The following is a 15,475-nucleotide window of genomic DNA, read 5'->3' on the forward strand; positions in this document are numbered from 1 at the left end:
GAATACCACATGCGCGATCTGTACGATTCGATCGAAGCTGGCAATTTCCCGCGCTGGAAGCTCTGCGTGCAGATCATGCCGGAGTCCGACGCTGGCAAGTATCGCTTCAACCCGTTCGATCTGACCAAGGTCTGGCCGCACAAGGACTACCCGCTGATCGAAGTGGGCATGCTGGAACTGAACCGAAACGCAGACAACCACTTCGCCGAGGTCGAGCAATCGTCGTTCGCACCGTCGACCATCGTGCCGGGCGTCGGCTTCTCGCCGGACAAGATGCTGCAGGGCCGCCTGTTCTCGTACGGTGATGCCGCGCGCTACCGCCTGGGCGTGAACCATCACCTGATCCCGGTCAACGCGCCGAAGGCCGCAAAGTACGTCAACAGCTACCACCGCGACGGCCGTGGCCGCACCGACAGCAACGGCGGCAGCACCATCGCCTACGAGCCGAACACCAAGGGCGAGTGGGCCGAGCAGCCCGACTTCCGCGAGCCGCCGCTGACGCTGGAAGGCGCCGCCGACCACTGGAACCATCGCGTGGACGACGACTACTTCTCGCAGCCGGGCGCGCTGTTCCGCGTAATGTCGCCGGCCCAGCAGCAGGTGCTGTTCGATAACACGGCGCGTGCCATCAAGGGCGTGTCGCGATATATCCAGCAGCGCCACATCGACCATTGCACGAAGGCCGATCCGGCCTACGGCGCAGGCGTGGCCGCCGCGATCGAGAAGATCGAAGCAAAGTAATCAGACAACTTGAATCAATTTTTCAGGAAAGGCTCATGTCGAACATCGTCCCCCAACAAAACGCTGAACAATTGGACGCGTCGCGCCGCAAGCTGCTTGTCAGCAGCACGGTCGGTGCCGCCGCCGCATCGGTGGTGTCCGTCGGCGCATTGGCCCCGTCCGCGGCCGAAGCCGCGCCCGCTGGCGGCCGTCATGCCCGCCAGGCTAGCTACGTCGTGACGAAGGACGGTACGCGCATCTTCTACAAGGACTGGGGCTCGGGCCGTCCGGTCGTCTTCTCGCACGGCTGGCCGCTGGATGCCGACGCATGGGACTCGCAGATGCTGTTCCTGGTGCAGAAGGGTTTCCGCGTGATCGCCCATGATCGTCGTGGCCATGGCCGCTCGGACCAGCCTGCGAAGGGCAACGACATGGACACGTACGCCGATGACCTGGGCGCGGTGCTCGACGCACTGGACATCCGCGAAGCCACGCTCGTGGGCCACTCCACCGGCGGTGGCGAAGTGGCGCATTACATCGGCCGCCATGGCACCAAGCGCGTGGCCAAGGCCGTGCTGATCGGCGCCGTGCCGCCGACCATGGCCAAGAGCGCCGCGTACCCGAACGGCCTGCCCATCGAAGTGTTCGACGGCATCCGCAAGGGTGTGGCCGATAACCGCTCGCAGTTCTACAAGGACCTGGCCGTGCCGTTCTTCGGCTTCAACCGTCCGAACGCGAAGGTTTCGCAAGGCACCATCGACGCCTTCTGGGCGCAGGGCATGGCCGGTGGCATCCTGGGCCAGTACCTGTGCGTCAAGGAGTTCTCGGAAGTGGACTACACCGCCGATCTGAAGAAGATCGACGTGCCCACGCTGGTGCTGCATGGTGACGACGACCAGATCGTGCCGATCGACAACGCCGGCAAGCTCTCGGCCAAGATCATCAAGCACGCCACGCTGAAGATCTACCCGGGCGCGCCGCACGGCATGTGCGTGACGCACGCCGACCAGGTCAACGCCGACCTGCTGGCTTTCCTGGGCGCCTGACACCCGCAGATTTGAATGCTGGCGCCATTGACATGCTCGCAGGGATGAGCCCGCTCAAGCGTGTTGGCCAGCCGTCGGAGATTGCGGGGCTGATCGTCTATCTCGTGGGTGACGATGCGCGATACGTGACGGGCACGAGCATCACGATCGATGGCGGACTTACGCTGTAGGCGGCCATTGTTCGATGGATCGAAAAAAGCCTCGACGCAAAATCGAGGCTTGAAAAGCTCGCTCGGGTTGACCGAGAGAGTGTCGATGCTCTACATCCGCAGGTGTACTGACACGTGCGGATGGTCAGAACTTGTGGCGCACGCCCATCACAACGCCGGTCTGATCCTTGCCCGGCACCACGTTGGTCGGGCTGCCGGTTGTCGAGTTGAAGCCGTTCATGCCCAGTTGGGAATTGCCACGGTTCAGTGCGTAGCCAACGTTCATGTAGACATCGGTCCGCTTCGAGAATGCGTAGTCGGCCGAGGCGACGAACATGATCGGATCGGCGCTGGAATTGCGCGTGTCGGTGTAGTACGCCGCGCCAGCTAGCGACAGGGCGGGGCTCAGGGCATAGCGCAGGCCGGCCCAGTAGAGGTTCGAGCCATTGTTCGGCAGCGTGCCGACGTTGCCGTTGTACCAGCGGTAACCCACGAACGCGCGGGCCGCACCGAAGGCATAGTTCGCGCCGATCAGCGCGCGGCGGTCGGTGCGGTCGGCAGTGGCGACGGTGGTGCCCTGGAATTCGTCGTAGGCGGCGCCCACCATCAGGGCGCCGGCTTCATACAGCACCGAGGCGCCGATGTTGCGGTCGACCTTGTAGTTGCCCGGTACTTCGCCGGCACCGGTACGGCCCGTGCTGTACAGCGCGGTGGCCGTCAGGCCGCCGAACTTGCCGCGATACTTGACCGCGTTGTCGGCGCGGCCGGCCAGTACGTCATCGCTCTTGTACAGCGAGTAGCGCGGCGCAAAGCCCATCGGGTCCAGTTGCAGGCCGGTGTCGTAGGTGGGCGTGGTCTGGCGGCCTAGCGTCACCGTGCCGTACTTGCTGCCGAGTCCGACAAACGCACCGCGATCGAACAGGCGGCTGCTGTTGTTCTGCGCGCCTGTATCGAACGCAATACCGCTTTCCAGTTCGAAGATGGCCTTCAGTCCGCCGCCGAGGTCCTCCACGCCGCGAATGCCCCAGCGGGACGTCGACATGTTGCCGGAGGTCAGGCGCACCTGGCTGGAGCCGCCCGAAGCGGACGGCACGTTGCTGAGGTACTCGATACCCGCGTCCGCCACGCCATAGAGCGTGACGCTGGATTGCGCGTGAGCGGTGCCGGCCAGCAAGCCAACGGCAGCGGCAGCGATGGCATGACGAACGGGGGCGCGACGAAATGTCATTGTCTCTCCTCAAATAAAGCGTTTTATTCGCTTGTTAATTGAGGCGCGAGTATAGAAATCGTCGAATTGCCATGAGATGGCGAATCCATTACAGGAATGTCGCTGTCGGCACGTTGCGACATTCCTGCTCGCCAGATGGACGCCGCGCTGGCTCTTGATGGGAGGCTACGATTTCTGGTTCAGTCCGCGGCGTGTCTCGATGGCCTTGCTGAGTGCTTCGAGTACAGCTGCCGAGTCGTCCCATCCGATGCATGCGTCGGTGATGCTCTGCCCGTAGGTCAACGATTGCGGATCATGCTGGCCCGGCGTGAATTTCTGCGCACCAGCGAGCAGATGGCTTTCGACCATGACGCCGAAGACGGCATGGCTGCCCGTGCTGACCTGCTGTGCCACGTCTTTCGCCACATCGATCTGCCGCTGATGCTGCTTGCTGCTGTTGGCATGACTGCAATCGACCATCAGCGAACTGCGCAGGCCGGCGGCTTCAAGTTCCCGGCACGCGGTGGCGACGGAATCCGCATCGTAATTGGGTGCCTTGCCGCCGCGAAGAATGACGTGGCAGTCTGGATTGCCCCGGGTGTGCACGGTTGCCACCTGGCCGTTCTTGTGTACGCCCAGGAAATGGTGGGGACGCGACGCAGCCTGAATTGCGTCGATGGCGATCTTGATATTGCCGTCGGTGCCGTTCTTGAAGCCGATTGGCGCCGAGATGCCTGACGCCAATTCACGGTGAATCTGGCTCTCGGTCGTCCGCGCACCAATCGCGCCCCAGGAAATCAGGTCGCCGATGTACTGCGGCGAAATCACGTCGAGGAACTCGCCTGCTGCCGGCAATCCGAGGCGATTGATATCGACCAGAAGATTGCGCGCGATGCGAAGACCTTCGTCGATGCGATAGCTTTCATCCAGGTACGGATCGTTGATGAGCCCCTTCCAGCCCACCGTGGTGCGTGGCTTTTCGAAGTACACGCGCATCACGACTTCCAGCGTGTCGGCGTAGTGCCGACGCTGCGCCATCAATCGCTTCGCATATTCCAGCGCTGCCTGCGGATCGTGAATCGAACAGGGTCCCATGATGACCAGCAGCCGGTCATCCTCGCGGTGCAGAATGCGCGCAATGCGCTGGCGCGTCTGGGTGACCAGCGATTCCACAGGGGTGCCACGAATGGGAAAGAAGCGGATCAGATGTTCGGGCGGAGGCAGGGGAATGATGTCTTCCACATGCGCATCATCCGTGAGCCCGGTGCAATCGGGCGGCGCCAGCCTGCCGTCGGTGACGGCGGGCAGTGTGTGTTGTGGGGTATTCATGGCGACACTCCTGATGATCTTGAAAAATGCGGCGGGTCAGGAGGGAGAGTCTAGCTCAGGAGCAGTAGCCGATCGATGCGGGGCCTTCTCCCGGATTGCCCGCCGGCTGTCAGGCCACTTCAGTGACCGCTTCGCGAGCCCACGCGACCTCCGGCTTGTTGGTCACCGTGCTTTCCGCTTCCACCTTGGCGGCATCTGTCACGTTGTCCACTTCGGAAACCACATCGCCCAGACCGAGACCGATGACGACCGTGATATTCGGTGTCCAGTCCTTGCGGTCGGTGCTGACCTCGGCAAACGTGGTCACCGTTGCGGTGTAGCCCTGCGATCTGAGGTCGTTGGCTAGCCGATGCGCGCGCGGTTCCAGCGCGGCTTGCGGATTCTCTTCGTTGATGTCGAGTACCAGTCGGGTCTCGAACTCTTCCTTGCCCTTCTGGATTGCAGTCTGCATGGCCTTGAGCTGCTTGTTCGCAAGCGCGACGAGTTTGCTGTACCGGGCTTCTTCCTGGCTGGCGCGCAGTGCCTTGGCGGCGTTGATGATTTCGGAGCGGTCCACGAACATGATTGGCTTTTCGAGGTAGAAGAGAAAACGGACACCGCGCGAGGCTGGCTTCACCAGTCAGCATGCCCGGCGGCAACGATAACTGTATAAATATACAGTGCCTATCGGCTTGCGGGCAAGGACGAAAAGGACGAGAGCGTCTCTCGCTACGCGCTGTCGCGAACAGAGACGCGATACGCCACATGCACAAGAACGGTGATATATTACATACCACCATTTCACGCTGCCGCTGCCATGTTCGATCCTTCTCTGCTGGGCCGGATGACTTTTGCGCATGCCGAGCCGTCGCAGGACCCGTTGCCCCCGGGCCGTCACGCGCTTCACATTGCCGACGAGCGCGATGCCATCCTGTACGTTCCGGCGGGCCTGGGCTCGGACCCCGTGCCATTGCTGGTGATGTTTCACGGCGCGGGCGGCTTTCCAGAAAAAGTGTTGCCGTTTATCGAGCCGCATGCCGACGCGCATGGCTTCCTGGTGCTGGCGCCGCATTCGACTTTTCCTACATGGGACATCGTCATTGGCGGCAATGGCCCCGATCTGGAGAAGCTGCAGCAGGCGCTGGTCGCGGTCTCGGCTCGCTACCGGATTCGCCGCGACCGCCTAGCGTTCGCGGGCTTTTCGGATGGCGCGAGCTACGCGCTTTCGATAGGTATCACCAATGGCGATATCGCCAGCCACGTCATCGCTTTCTCCGGCGGGTTCATGTCCGTTTTCATGCAGGAGGGTTCGCCCAAGGTCTTCATTGCGCATGGGCTGGTTGACGAGCAGTTGCCCGTGCAGACAAGCGGTCGCCCCAATGCCGCCAAGCTAAGGGCTGCCGGTTACGACGTCGAATATGTCGAATTCAACGGCACGCATGCGATCCAGCCGCCGATCGTGGCCGAGGCCATCCGCTTTTTCCTGACATAGCGTTCGGCACCAGCCCTGGGATTTGCCGCTAACGGAGTGCAACCCATGAACATCGAGATTCCGCAGTCCCTGATCCACCCGCTGCTTGCCATGGTTGAAGCCGAGTCCCCGTTGGCCCGGCAGCTCAAGGAGCACGGCATCTGTCACGGCAGCATGTCAGTGTCGGCGCGCCTGTTTGACGCACAGTCGCTGAATTCGCTCTATACGCTGAGCAAGGCGCAGAACGCGCGCGAACTGACGTTCCAGATGCTGGCGCTGGACAACGTCTATAACGCGCCGCAGGCGCGCACCATTCCCGGCCTGGAGATGCTGGTGGCGGGCCTTGTCGCCTACCTGTCGCGCGATGTCATCGATGGCTGGCTGTATCAGCGCAGCCGCGATGGCGTACTGCTGCCGTGGCTGGTTCATCGCATTCGTCATGTCGAGCCCGAGCAGGGCATGTCCTACGTGGCCATCGACCTGTTGGCGAATACCATGCTGTCCGCCAACTCGGAGCTGACCGACCCGGCACGTCGCAGGGGAGGCATGACCACTTCGATCATCGTCACGCGTGACGAGATCGTGGACCGTACCATTCCGCAACTCCTCGCGGATTTCGGCTTCTTCAAGGAATGCGCGGAATTCCGGCAGGAATACGAACGACACGCGCAACGCTTCGTGCGCTATCAGCGCAGCTTCGGTGCGCAATACATCGCGGCAGGGGCCGCCTTCACCGTCGAAGGCAAAGGGACCGTCGCGCTGGCTCGCTTGGGCGAAGGCGTGGCGGCTCGCTGCATCAACGACGAGGAACGGCTCGAGCGCCGCTTCGAAGTGACATGCGACGCCGAATTCTGGCGCAGGGCTGGCGTCGCTACTGGCTTCGAGAGAATGCCGTTACACGGCTACGTACACCTGTTCCATCTGGAATGGCACCGGAATATCTGGGTGCACGTGCAGCACCTGAGCGAGTATCAGTACCGGCCCGAACTGCGTGACAAGCTGGTGCTGCCGGACCATCACCGGGACTTGATCGACATCCTGACCTCGCATATGGACGTGCTGGTACAGGATTTCGTGCCGGGCAAATCGGGTGGCACGACCATCCTCTGCCAGGGCGCGCCGGGTCTTGGCAAGACATTGACCGCCGAGGTGTACGCGGAAGTTGTCCGCAGGCCGCTCTACCGTGTGCATTCCGGTCAATTGGGTACCACGGCCGCATCGGTCGGTGCGAGCCTCATGGAGATTCTGCGCCGGGCCATGCGCTGGAATGCGGTGCTGTTGCTCGACGAGGCCGATGTCTACATCCGCCGCCGCGATAACGACCTGGAGCACAACGCCATCGTTGCGGAGTTCCTGCGCACGCTGGAGTATTTCAGCGGCCTGCTGTTCATGACCACCAACCGTACCGGTGATGTGGACGACGCCATTCTGTCGCGTTGCATTGCCACCATCCAGTACGAGACGCCGGATAAGGAGGATGCGGCGCGCCTGTGGCACCTGCAAGCCAACCAGTGCGGCGCCACGCTGGGCGATGAACTGGTGGAGGCGTTGACCGCCGCCTATCCGAAGGCGAGCGGGCGTGACATCAAGGAACTCATGAAACTCGCCGCCCGCTACGGCAAGGCGAAACAGCAGGCGCTATCCGAAGAGGTGTTCCGGCTGTGCGCCCAGTTTCGCGCCATCGAGCCTGGAGGCTAGTGAAATGTCCGGGCCGACTGCATCGTCGGCCCGTCTCACTCGTCTCACCCGTCACGCGCCTGAACCGTCGTGTCGCCATCGGCGATGTGACATTCCGTCGCATGGCACGGAATGCCTGGCAGCGTATCCTTCCCGGACAAGTCGCCCCGCGTTCCCATAGATGAGTCAACCCGTTCCGCCGTCCTGCGCTAGCGCAGCTTCCGCCTATCGCATGCTATGGCGCTGGCATTTCTATGCCGGCCTGTTCGTCATGCCGTTCCTGATCGTACTGGCCATCACCGGCACGATCTATTGTTTTCAGCCGCAGATCGAGCCGCTGCTCTATCCGACCTTGCTCAAGGTCGAGCCTGCCGGCCAGCCGATGACCGCCGACGCGCTGCTCAATCGCGCCCGGGCGGCAGCGCCGGCGGGGGCAATTGCGACGAGCTATGCCATTGGAACGCGTCCGGACGCGAGTGCCGAGTTCATCTTTCGGCTGCCATCGGGCAAGAGCGAAAGCCTGTACATGAATCCGTACTCAGGCGATCTTCTCGGCAGTTTGAGCGTGGAAGATCGTTTGATGAAGCAGGTGCGAATGATTCATCGCGCCTTGCTGGTGGGCAAGCCGGGAGAGTTCCTCATGGAGCTTGCCGGCTGCTGGACACTGGTGATGATCGCGACGGGCCTGGCGATGTGGTGGCCGCGATTGCGTCAGTCGGGTTTGCGCGCGTTCACACTGAAAAAGGCGACTGGCAAGCGTGGCTGGTGGAAGGAAATCCATCTGCTGCTGGGCGGTTGGCTCGCGCTTGGCGCGCTTGCCTTCGTGCTGTCGGGATTGCCGTGGACGGCCTTGTGGGGGCAGCAATTCAAGGCGATTACCACCGCCGCGAACCTCGGGCGACCGGCTGCGGGACAGAACTCGCACCAGCATGCACCGGCCAGCACGGCGCATCAACATCACGGCGAACATGCCGGTCATGGTGCACAGGCGCAGAAGATGGACGATCTTCCCCTGGGTGAACTGCCTTGGGCGACGGGCCAACTCCCGGTGCCTGTGGGTTCGTCCGGACACAGCGGCATCGGCCTCGCACAAGTCGTGGATATCGCCACACAGCGTGGCGCCGTGCAGGGGTGTCAGGTTGCACTACCGGCGACGGCGCACGCTGTCTACACGGTCTCCTGCTTCCCTGGTGATCCGCAAGGAGAACGGACCTTGCATATCGACCAGCACAGCGCAGAGGTAGTGCGAGACATCAGGTTCGACGACTATGGCGCGGTCGCCAAGGCCGTGTCTTACGGCACGGCGCTTCACATGGGACGTTACTTCGGAATCGCGAACCAGATTCTTTGCGCGGCGATTTCCATTGGCCTTATGGCACTCGCCATCACGGGCGGCATCATGTGGCTGCGGAGAAAGCCAGCCCGGCAACTTGCCGCGCCGTCGTACCCCTCGGTCCTGCCGCCGATGCGCGCGTGGGTGATCGGACTCGGATTGCTCGGCGTGATCTTCCCGATGATGGGTGTGACCCTGCTCGTGGTCTGGTGCATCGATCGCAAGGTGGCGCGAGGCAACGGCGTGCCGCCGGCACCGTCGGGAAATCTGGCTGCGTGATGCGGGGCGCGGTAAGGTCGATATGACAACCTTTACCTCTGAGCGCAATACAAAAAGCCCGCTCCAACATCGAAGCGGGCCTCAGCACTACTCGCTGTCAACCAAACCTACCCCCGCACAAACGCCAGCAAATCCTTGTTGATCGTATCGGCGTGTGTGGTCGGCATGCCGTGCGGATATCCCGGATACGTTTTGAGGGTGCCGTTCTTCAGCAGCTTTGCCGAGAGCGGTGCGGAATCGGCATACGGCACGATCTGGTCGTCGTCACCGTGCATGACCAGCACGGGCACGGTGGCGCGTTTCAGGTCTTCGGTGAAGTCCGTTTGCGAGAAGGCGACGATGCCGTCGTAGTGCGCCTTGGCGCTGCCCATCATGCCTTGCCGCCACCAGTTGCGGATCACGCCTTCGGAGGCCTGCACGCCGGGCCGGTTATAGCCGTAGAACGGGCCGGTCGGAATGTCGAGATAGAACTGAGCGCGATTCGCGGCAAGCTGGGACTGGAAGCCGTCGAATACATCCTTGGGCAGGCCGCCCGGATTGGCTTCTGTCTTCACCATCAGCGGCGGCACGGCGCTGACGAGCACGGCCTTGGCCACGCGTTCTTCGCCATGGCGCGCCACGTAGTGGATCACTTCGCCACCGCCTGTGGAGTGGCCCACATGTACGGCTTTCTTTACGTCGAGGTGCTTGACCACGGCTGCCACGTCGTCGGCGTAGTGATCCATGTCGTGTCCGTCCCAGACCTGGCTGGAGCGTCCATGTCCCCGGCGGTCATGGGCGATCACGCGATAGCCGTTGGCAAGGAAGAACAGCATCTGGGCGTCCCAGTCGTCGGCACTGAGCGGCCAGCCGTGATGGAAGAAGATCACTTGCGCGTCGCGCGGGCCCCAATCCTTGTAGAAAATCTCGACGCCGTCCTTCGTTGTGACATATCCCATGTTCGCTTCTCCATGTTGGTGCCCATCGGGCATTCGTTGACGAACTGCTGGCCCGGCGTGCCGCGCCCGGGCCAACCACCACTGTAGGATCGAAGCGAGGATCTGGCTGGAATTTTTCGAGGGGACTGCGGGGATTACTCCGCCCGTATTTCGGCGCGTGCTGCCACGGCCCGCATGCCGGGAAGTTCCCGCTCCACGCGCGCCTGCACGGCGGCGCCGTTGCCATAGGCGGGCGTGAGGGCAAGTTCCACCATGCGTGCCTGCGTGGCGGGCGCGGTGGCTACCTCGGCCAGTGCCTTCTCCAGCTTCTGCTGCACGGGTGCGGGCAATCCCGCAGGCGCCATCAGCGCGAACCATGTGCCCATCTGGAAGCCGGGATAACCGCTCTCCGCAACCGTCGGCACTTGCGGCAGCGCGGGAAGGCGTTGCGCGGACAGCACCGCGAGCGGCTTGATCTTGCCAGCCTTGATAAGCGGGAGGCTGGCCACCACGGTATCCACTGCCACTTGTACCTGTCCGCCTACCAGTGCGGTGAGGCTCGGCGCGCTGCCGTTGAAGGGCACGTGCACCATGCGGATGCCCGCCGTGGATTTCAGCATCTCCGCGCCGAAATGCACGGAAGAGCCACTGCCGAAGGAGCCATACGAGAACTTGTCCGGTTGCGCCTGGCTTTGTGTCGCCAGATCCTTGACGGAGTTCAGGTGCGTATCGGGATTGGCCACCAGCACAAGGCTCATGTCCGCTACCAGTCCGATCGGCGTAAAGCTCTTGATTGGGTCATAGGCCAGGTTGGCACGGATGGCCGGATTCAGCGTGAGCGTGGTGCTCGCGGCCAGCAGCAGCGTGTAGCCATCGGGAGCCGACCTGGCAACCTGAGTGGCACCGACGATGGTACTGGCACCGGGCTTGTTCTCGACGACTACCGATTGGCCCAGTTTCTGGCCGAGGCCGACCGCCAGCAATCGCCCCAGCACATCGGTGGCGCCGCCCGCAGCAAAAGGCACGATGAGCCGGATCGGCTTGTCGGGATAGGGCGACGATTGCGCACCAGCGTGGGGCGCGCACAGCGCCATCGTCAGTCCAACGCATGCGAGAAGCGGCTTCATAGGGGGCAAGGTCCTCATGGCAGTGAGTTCGATTTTGAGACTTCAGCGCAGCAACGGGCTGCGGACTTGAGAGAAGCCACCGGCCTGGTCATAGGCGTGGCCCAGTTGCAGCACGGCAAAGTCGGTCTGTGCGGGACCGATGATCTGGATGCCGGCAGGCAAACCGTTTGCGCCAAAGCCAGCCGGCGCGGCGAGTGCGGGCAGCCCCGCCATCGTGGCGGGGATGACGGCCTGCATCCAGCGGTGATAGGTATCCATGTCGCGACCATCGATGGCGTGCGGCCAGTCCCAATTCGCATCGAACGGAAAGACCTGCGTCGCGGGCATCACCAGATAGTCGTATTGCTCGAACAACGCACGCAGCGCCTGATACCAAGCGCTGCGGATGCGCATGGCCTCGTAAATGCGGTTGCCAGTCAGCGCAAGTCCGCGCTCGATCTCCCACGCCGCTTCGGGCTTGAGCATCGCGCGTTTGGCCGGATCGTCCCAGAGCGCCTTGTTGGCACCCGCGACGGAAAAACTGCGCAGATCGATCCACGCGTGCCACAGCGCTTCGAGATCGAATGCCGGCTGTGCGTCTTCCACGATGCAGCCAATGCTGCGGAAGTGCGCGAGCGATGCCGCGCAGGTGTCGAGCAGTCCCGGGTCCATGGGCAACTGTCCGCCCAGATTGCCGAGCCAGCCAATGCGCGTGCCTTTCCATTCGCGGACGAGGGGCAAGGTGTAGCCCTCGGATGAATCGGTGCGCCGGGTCAGCGGCAGGCGGGCGTCGAACCCTGCCTGCACGGACAGCAGCAATGCGAGGTCCGGCACGTTGCGCGCCATCGGCCCCGCGACGCTGAACTGCTGGAAGAACACTTCGTCGCCGGGACCATGCGGCACCGTGCCGAACGATGTGCGCAATCCATACACATGGTTGAAGGCAGCAGGCGTACGCAACGATCCCATCATGTCGGACCCGTCTGCCACGGGCAGCATATGCAGCGCCACTGCCACCGCGGCGCCGCCGCTGCTTCCGCCCGCCGAGCGCGAAGGCTCCCACGCATTGCGCGTGGTGCCATACACGGGGTTGTAGGTATGGCCCCCCAAGCCGAACTCCGGCGAATTGGTGCGGCCGACGAACAGCGCGCCGCCTGCCCGCATGCGCTCGTAGATCACGGCATCGGTCGGGCTGACCTGGCCTGCAAAGATCGGCGAACCCTTGGTGGTCACCATCCCTGCGGCCGGCATGATGTCCTTGGGCGCCTGCGGCATGCCATGGAGCGGCCCGCGACTGATGCCGCGGCGCAGTTCGTCATCGCGCTCCGCTGCCAGCGCGTGCAGCGTGGGTCGGTCGGCTTGCGCGACGATGGCATTGACGCGCGGATTCTGCAGATCGATCTGGGTGAGATAGGCGTCGAGGACTTCGACACAGGACACCTCGCGCGCGTGGATGGTGCGCGACAAGGCGACGGCATCGAGTTCGACGATGGGATTCAAGGGGGACGGCATGGTGCGGACCTCGATGGGCAAGTCATGTTGCAAAAAGCATACGAGCCATACTGGCTTTCCGACAATCGCTGTTTTTTGCAGATATCGTTGCGTAAAACGCAAAGCGACCCGCCGGGCTCGCTGCGAGCGCTTGTTCAAAGGGGACCAGATGCTGTTGTCGCAACGCCTGCAGGACACATCGCTGCGGTATTTCCTGGAAGTCGTGCGGAGCGGGTCGCTGACCGATGCCGCCAAGCGGCTCAATGTCACGGTGTCTGCCGTGAGCCGCCAGGTGGCGGTGCTGGAGGAAGTGCTTGGCGTGCCCTTGTTCGACCGCCGCCCGCGCGGCATGGTGCCGAGCGCCGCGGGCGAACTGCTTGCCGCCTTCGCGCTACGCGGCGCGCTCGATGCGGACAGGGTGGTGACGGAAATTGCTGCACTGCAGGGGCTGCGGCGCGGACGCGTGCGGATTGCCACGTCCGCAGGCTTTGCCATCGAGTTCCTGCCGCGCGCCATTGCAGCGTTTCGGGAGAACTATCCGGGACTGCACTTCCATGTGCGCGTGGCACCGCCATCGGAAGTCACGAACATCGTGCTGCATGGGGATGCGGATATCGGCATCACCTACAGCCGTGCGGCAGGCCACGGCATACGCGTGGAGCACCGGTTGCCCGCGCCGGTCATCGCCATCATGCGGCCCGATCATCCGTTGGCGCGCTTCCGCAGCATTTCGCTGTTGCAGATGCAGGCGCATCCGATTGCGCTACCCGAGGGCGACAACACCGTGCGCCAACTGTTCGACATCGCCTGCAGCGAGCGCGGTATCCACTTCGATCCGGTACTGGTCACGAATCACTTCGAGACCCTGACGAGTTTCGTATTGCACGGCGGCGGCCTGTCGATCTCGGGCGCCGTCACGGTGGGGGACCGATTGCGTCGCGGCGAACTGCATGCGGCGGCCATCCGCGAGAAGGGCATGAGCAGCCGCGTCATCGAATTGCAGACGCTGGCAGGGCGCGTGTTGCCGGAGGGTGTTGGGACGTTCCTGGGGTTCTTGCGGGAGCGGTTGGTCAAGGAGGGGAGCTAGGGGTGCCTTGCGCGGAGGATCGTGATCAAAGAAGCGTTACGCAACGGTCGCCATGCCAGTATGCGCAGGACTCATGAAAGACTGGCGTCCGGGCTGCTAAAACCCCCAACTGAGGTATTGTGGGCGCAGCGCATCTCGGTACTCTCATTGATTGGACAATGCCGGGACGGCAACGATGGCACGACCACCAGTGAAAAGGCCGGACCAGCTCACGAAACGTCAGAAGATGGTCATGGAGAGTCTGCGCGCCGGTCACGACGTGAGACTGCAGACATCGGCTTTCTCCCATCAATTCACGGGATACGTTCGCGTCTACAACGCCTCAAGCCGTCGTGAGGAGTTGATACCGTGGTACAGCATCGATGCGATGATCGCGCGAGGCCTCGTGCAATTGAACGGCAACACGATCGAGTCGTCGACGCATGTTGTGCTGCGCGACGGAGAGTGAGACGCGGGAGTCCAGACCCTGCAGGCGCAGTCCCGTAGCCCAGCCACACTTCCACGGAAAAACAGCGCGTGCAGTCTACGCAGTACTTTTGCTTGTGGGCGGTGCCTATTGCGATACATCGGGTGCGTTTTCTCGAAACAAGTATTCACTCCTGACGGAATCATTCACTTCCACCCGCCCCGCGTAGCTGGAAGTATTCGTGGGGGATCGGGTCCGGGCTCGAACCGAGGTGGTTGCAGCAAGCGCAGCGGCCTGCAACCAACGGCCAACCAACGTCTGGAGTGTTCTAATGGCACGCTTATTGGTAATGGGTCTGCTCGCCGTCGCCCTGACGGCCTGCAGCAGCGCTCCACCGGCCACCACGGGTGCGCCGCAGCAACCGCCCGCAACCGCTACGGCAGCAGCCCAGAAGCCGGCGCAGGCCCAGACCTCCGGCCCCGACGCCAGCACGGTGGACCCGGCGGTCATCAAGGCACTGCAGGACATGGGGGCGAGCCTGCAAGCGCTCAAGCAGTTCGAGGTCGGTATCAGCCTGACTGGCGAGCGCGTGCTGCAGGATGGTCAGAAGTTGCAGCACACCGCCATTGCGGATCTCGATGTCGTGCGACCGAACAAGCTGCGCGCAACGATGCGCAGCGCGCGCCTGCAGCGTGACCTGATCTACGACGGCAAGACGGTGACGCTGTACCAGCCCGAGCAGAAGTACTACTCGCAGGCGCAGTTCAGCGACAACCTCAATGTACTCGTGGATCGATTGGGCGAGCGCTACGGAATAGAGGTGCCGTCTGCGGACCTCTTCCTGTGGGGAACGCCTGCGGCGCCGGTGGACAATATCCAATCGGCAATGAATGCGGGACAGGATTTCATCGCTGGCGACCTGTGCGATCACTATGCGTTCCGGCAGGGCCAGTTCGACTGGCAGATCTGGATCTCCACGGGCGCGCGCGCGCTGCCGCGCAAGCTGGTCATCACGAACCGCGCGGATGACGCACGACCGCAATCCATTACGTACTACAAGTGGAATCTGAATCCGAAGTTTGGCAATGCCACGTTCGCATTCACGCCGCCGAAGGGTGCCAGGCCCGCCGAGTTCGTTCCCCTGAAGTCCCGCTAAGGAGCCCGCGATGACATACGCATTCGGGAAGCACTCGATGGTTTGCGCGATCGCGCTCGTCCTTGTGGCATGGGGTGGCATGACACCGGCGGAAGCCCGCCCGGGCGGAGGCGGTCATGGAG

15 protein-coding genes are annotated in these 15,475 nt (G+C 63.0%); 9 read left to right on the forward strand and 6 right to left on the reverse strand.

Annotated elements, in window-relative coordinates; all coding sequences use genetic code 11:
- The 3 genes from FFS21_RS29855 to FFS21_RS29865 all read left to right on the forward strand — a co-directional run.
- Window positions 1–741: catalase (locus FFS21_RS29855; protein ID WP_137928277.1), on the forward strand; the 741-nt coding region annotated here is incomplete at its 5' end.
- Window positions 742–776: 35 nt separating this feature from the next.
- The gene (locus FFS21_RS29860) at window positions 777–1,766 is read left to right on the forward strand and encodes an alpha/beta fold hydrolase (protein WP_249359749.1); all 990 of its coding nucleotides are present in this window, start codon (window positions 777–779) and stop codon (window positions 1,764–1,766) included.
- 32 nt (window positions 1,767–1,798) lie between these two features.
- Entirely contained in the window at window positions 1,799–1,936 is a 138-nt protein-coding gene (locus FFS21_RS29865) for an SDR family oxidoreductase (RefSeq protein WP_137928278.1), read from the forward strand.
- Window positions 1,937–2,060: 124 nt separating this feature from the next.
- Here the strand turns inward: FFS21_RS29865 and FFS21_RS29870 are convergent, their stop codons facing one another.
- From FFS21_RS29870 to FFS21_RS29880, 3 genes are all read right to left on the reverse strand, one after another.
- Window positions 2,061–3,143: a porin gene (locus FFS21_RS29870; protein ID WP_137928279.1), complete on the reverse strand. Its 1,083-nt coding sequence runs from the start codon at window positions 3,141–3,143 to the stop codon at window positions 2,061–2,063.
- A 165-nt stretch (window positions 3,144–3,308) separates the two neighbouring features.
- Window positions 3,309–4,451: a 3-deoxy-7-phosphoheptulonate synthase gene (locus FFS21_RS29875; RefSeq protein ID WP_137928280.1), complete on the reverse strand. Its 1,143-nt coding sequence runs from the start codon at window positions 4,449–4,451 to the stop codon at window positions 3,309–3,311.
- 109 nt (window positions 4,452–4,560) lie between these two features.
- Window positions 4,561–5,013 carry a hypothetical protein gene (locus FFS21_RS29880; RefSeq protein ID WP_137928281.1) on the reverse strand — a complete coding sequence of 151 codons (453 nt, stop codon included), beginning with the start codon at window positions 5,011–5,013 and terminating at the stop codon, window positions 4,561–4,563.
- 234 nt (window positions 5,014–5,247) lie between these two features.
- On the opposite strand from FFS21_RS29880, the gene FFS21_RS29885 reads away from it, so the two are divergent.
- From FFS21_RS29885 to FFS21_RS29895, 3 genes are all read left to right on the forward strand, one after another.
- Window positions 5,248–5,922 (forward strand): alpha/beta hydrolase, encoded by a 675-nt coding sequence (locus FFS21_RS29885; protein ID WP_137928282.1) that lies wholly within the window; start codon window positions 5,248–5,250, stop codon window positions 5,920–5,922.
- 45 nt (window positions 5,923–5,967) lie between these two features.
- Complete coding sequence (locus tag FFS21_RS29890; protein WP_137928283.1) at window positions 5,968–7,599, forward strand: ATP-binding protein; 1,632 nt, start codon at window positions 5,968–5,970, stop codon at window positions 7,597–7,599.
- Window positions 7,600–7,759: 160 nt separating this feature from the next.
- Window positions 7,760–9,190, forward strand: a complete 1,431-nt coding sequence (locus tag FFS21_RS29895) for a PepSY-associated TM helix domain-containing protein (RefSeq protein ID WP_137928284.1) — start codon at window positions 7,760–7,762, stop codon at window positions 9,188–9,190.
- Window positions 9,191–9,297: 107 nt separating this feature from the next.
- Here the strand turns inward: FFS21_RS29895 and FFS21_RS29900 are convergent, their stop codons facing one another.
- The 3 genes from FFS21_RS29900 to FFS21_RS29910 form a co-directional block, all read right to left on the reverse strand.
- Window positions 9,298–10,128, reverse strand: coding sequence for an alpha/beta fold hydrolase (locus FFS21_RS29900; protein WP_137928285.1), 831 nt, complete (start codon window positions 10,126–10,128; stop codon window positions 9,298–9,300).
- Between the two features lie 134 nt (window positions 10,129–10,262).
- A complete protein-coding gene (locus tag FFS21_RS29905; RefSeq protein ID WP_137928286.1) occupies window positions 10,263–11,252 on the reverse strand; it encodes a Bug family tripartite tricarboxylate transporter substrate binding protein in 990 nt (329 codons plus the stop codon).
- 24 nt (window positions 11,253–11,276) lie between these two features.
- On the reverse strand, window positions 11,277–12,725 hold the full coding sequence (locus tag FFS21_RS29910) for an amidase (RefSeq protein WP_137928287.1): 1,449 nt from the start codon (window positions 12,723–12,725) through the stop codon (window positions 11,277–11,279).
- Between the two features lie 151 nt (window positions 12,726–12,876).
- Between FFS21_RS29910 and FFS21_RS29915 the strand changes: the two genes are divergently transcribed.
- The 3 genes from FFS21_RS29915 to FFS21_RS29925 all read left to right on the forward strand — a co-directional run bounded on the left by FFS21_RS29915 (window position 12,877) and on the right by FFS21_RS29925 (window position 15,353).
- Window positions 12,877–13,791 (forward strand): LysR family transcriptional regulator, encoded by a 915-nt coding sequence (locus FFS21_RS29915; protein WP_137928291.1) that lies wholly within the window; start codon window positions 12,877–12,879, stop codon window positions 13,789–13,791.
- 232 nt (window positions 13,792–14,023) lie between these two features.
- A complete protein-coding gene (locus tag FFS21_RS29920; RefSeq protein ID WP_137928288.1) occupies window positions 14,024–14,239 on the forward strand; it encodes a hypothetical protein in 216 nt (71 codons plus the stop codon).
- 289 nt (window positions 14,240–14,528) lie between these two features.
- Window positions 14,529–15,353, forward strand: a complete 825-nt coding sequence (locus FFS21_RS29925) for a DUF2092 domain-containing protein (RefSeq protein ID WP_137928289.1) — start codon at window positions 14,529–14,531, stop codon at window positions 15,351–15,353.
- Window positions 15,354–15,475 lie beyond the last annotated feature (122 nt).

The organism is Cupriavidus sp. 2SB, assembly GCF_005503625.1.
Taxonomy (GTDB): domain Bacteria; phylum Pseudomonadota; class Gammaproteobacteria; order Burkholderiales; family Burkholderiaceae; genus Cupriavidus.

Bases quoted from the DNA above. Each gene is read 5' to 3' on its own strand.
- FFS21_RS29870 (WP_137928279.1), bottom strand. From the start codon at position 3,143: ATGACATTTCGTCGCGCCCCCGTTCGTCATGCCATCGCTGCCGCTGCC.
- FFS21_RS29910 (WP_137928287.1), bottom strand. From the start codon at position 12,725: ATGCCGTCCCCCTTGAATCCCATCGTCGAACTCGATGCCGTCGCCTTG.
- FFS21_RS29875 (WP_137928280.1), bottom strand. From the start codon at position 4,451: ATGAATACCCCACAACACACACTGCCCGCCGTCACCGACGGCAGGCTG.
- FFS21_RS29865 (WP_137928278.1), top strand. From the start codon at position 1,799: ATGCTCGCAGGGATGAGCCCGCTCAAGCGTGTTGGCCAGCCGTCGGAG.
- FFS21_RS29920 (WP_137928288.1), top strand. From the start codon at position 14,024: ATGGAGAGTCTGCGCGCCGGTCACGACGTGAGACTGCAGACATCGGCT.
- FFS21_RS29895 (WP_137928284.1), top strand. From the start codon at position 7,760: ATGAGTCAACCCGTTCCGCCGTCCTGCGCTAGCGCAGCTTCCGCCTAT.
- FFS21_RS29860 (WP_249359749.1), top strand. From the start codon at position 777: ATGTCGAACATCGTCCCCCAACAAAACGCTGAACAATTGGACGCGTCG.
- FFS21_RS29905 (WP_137928286.1), bottom strand. From the start codon at position 11,252: ATGAGGACCTTGCCCCCTATGAAGCCGCTTCTCGCATGCGTTGGACTG.
- FFS21_RS29880 (WP_137928281.1), bottom strand. From the start codon at position 5,013: ATGTTCGTGGACCGCTCCGAAATCATCAACGCCGCCAAGGCACTGCGC.
- FFS21_RS29900 (WP_137928285.1), bottom strand. From the start codon at position 10,128: ATGGGATATGTCACAACGAAGGACGGCGTCGAGATTTTCTACAAGGAT.
- FFS21_RS29925 (WP_137928289.1), top strand. From the start codon at position 14,529: ATGGCACGCTTATTGGTAATGGGTCTGCTCGCCGTCGCCCTGACGGCC.
- FFS21_RS29885 (WP_137928282.1), top strand. From the start codon at position 5,248: ATGTTCGATCCTTCTCTGCTGGGCCGGATGACTTTTGCGCATGCCGAG.
- FFS21_RS29890 (WP_137928283.1), top strand. From the start codon at position 5,968: ATGAACATCGAGATTCCGCAGTCCCTGATCCACCCGCTGCTTGCCATG.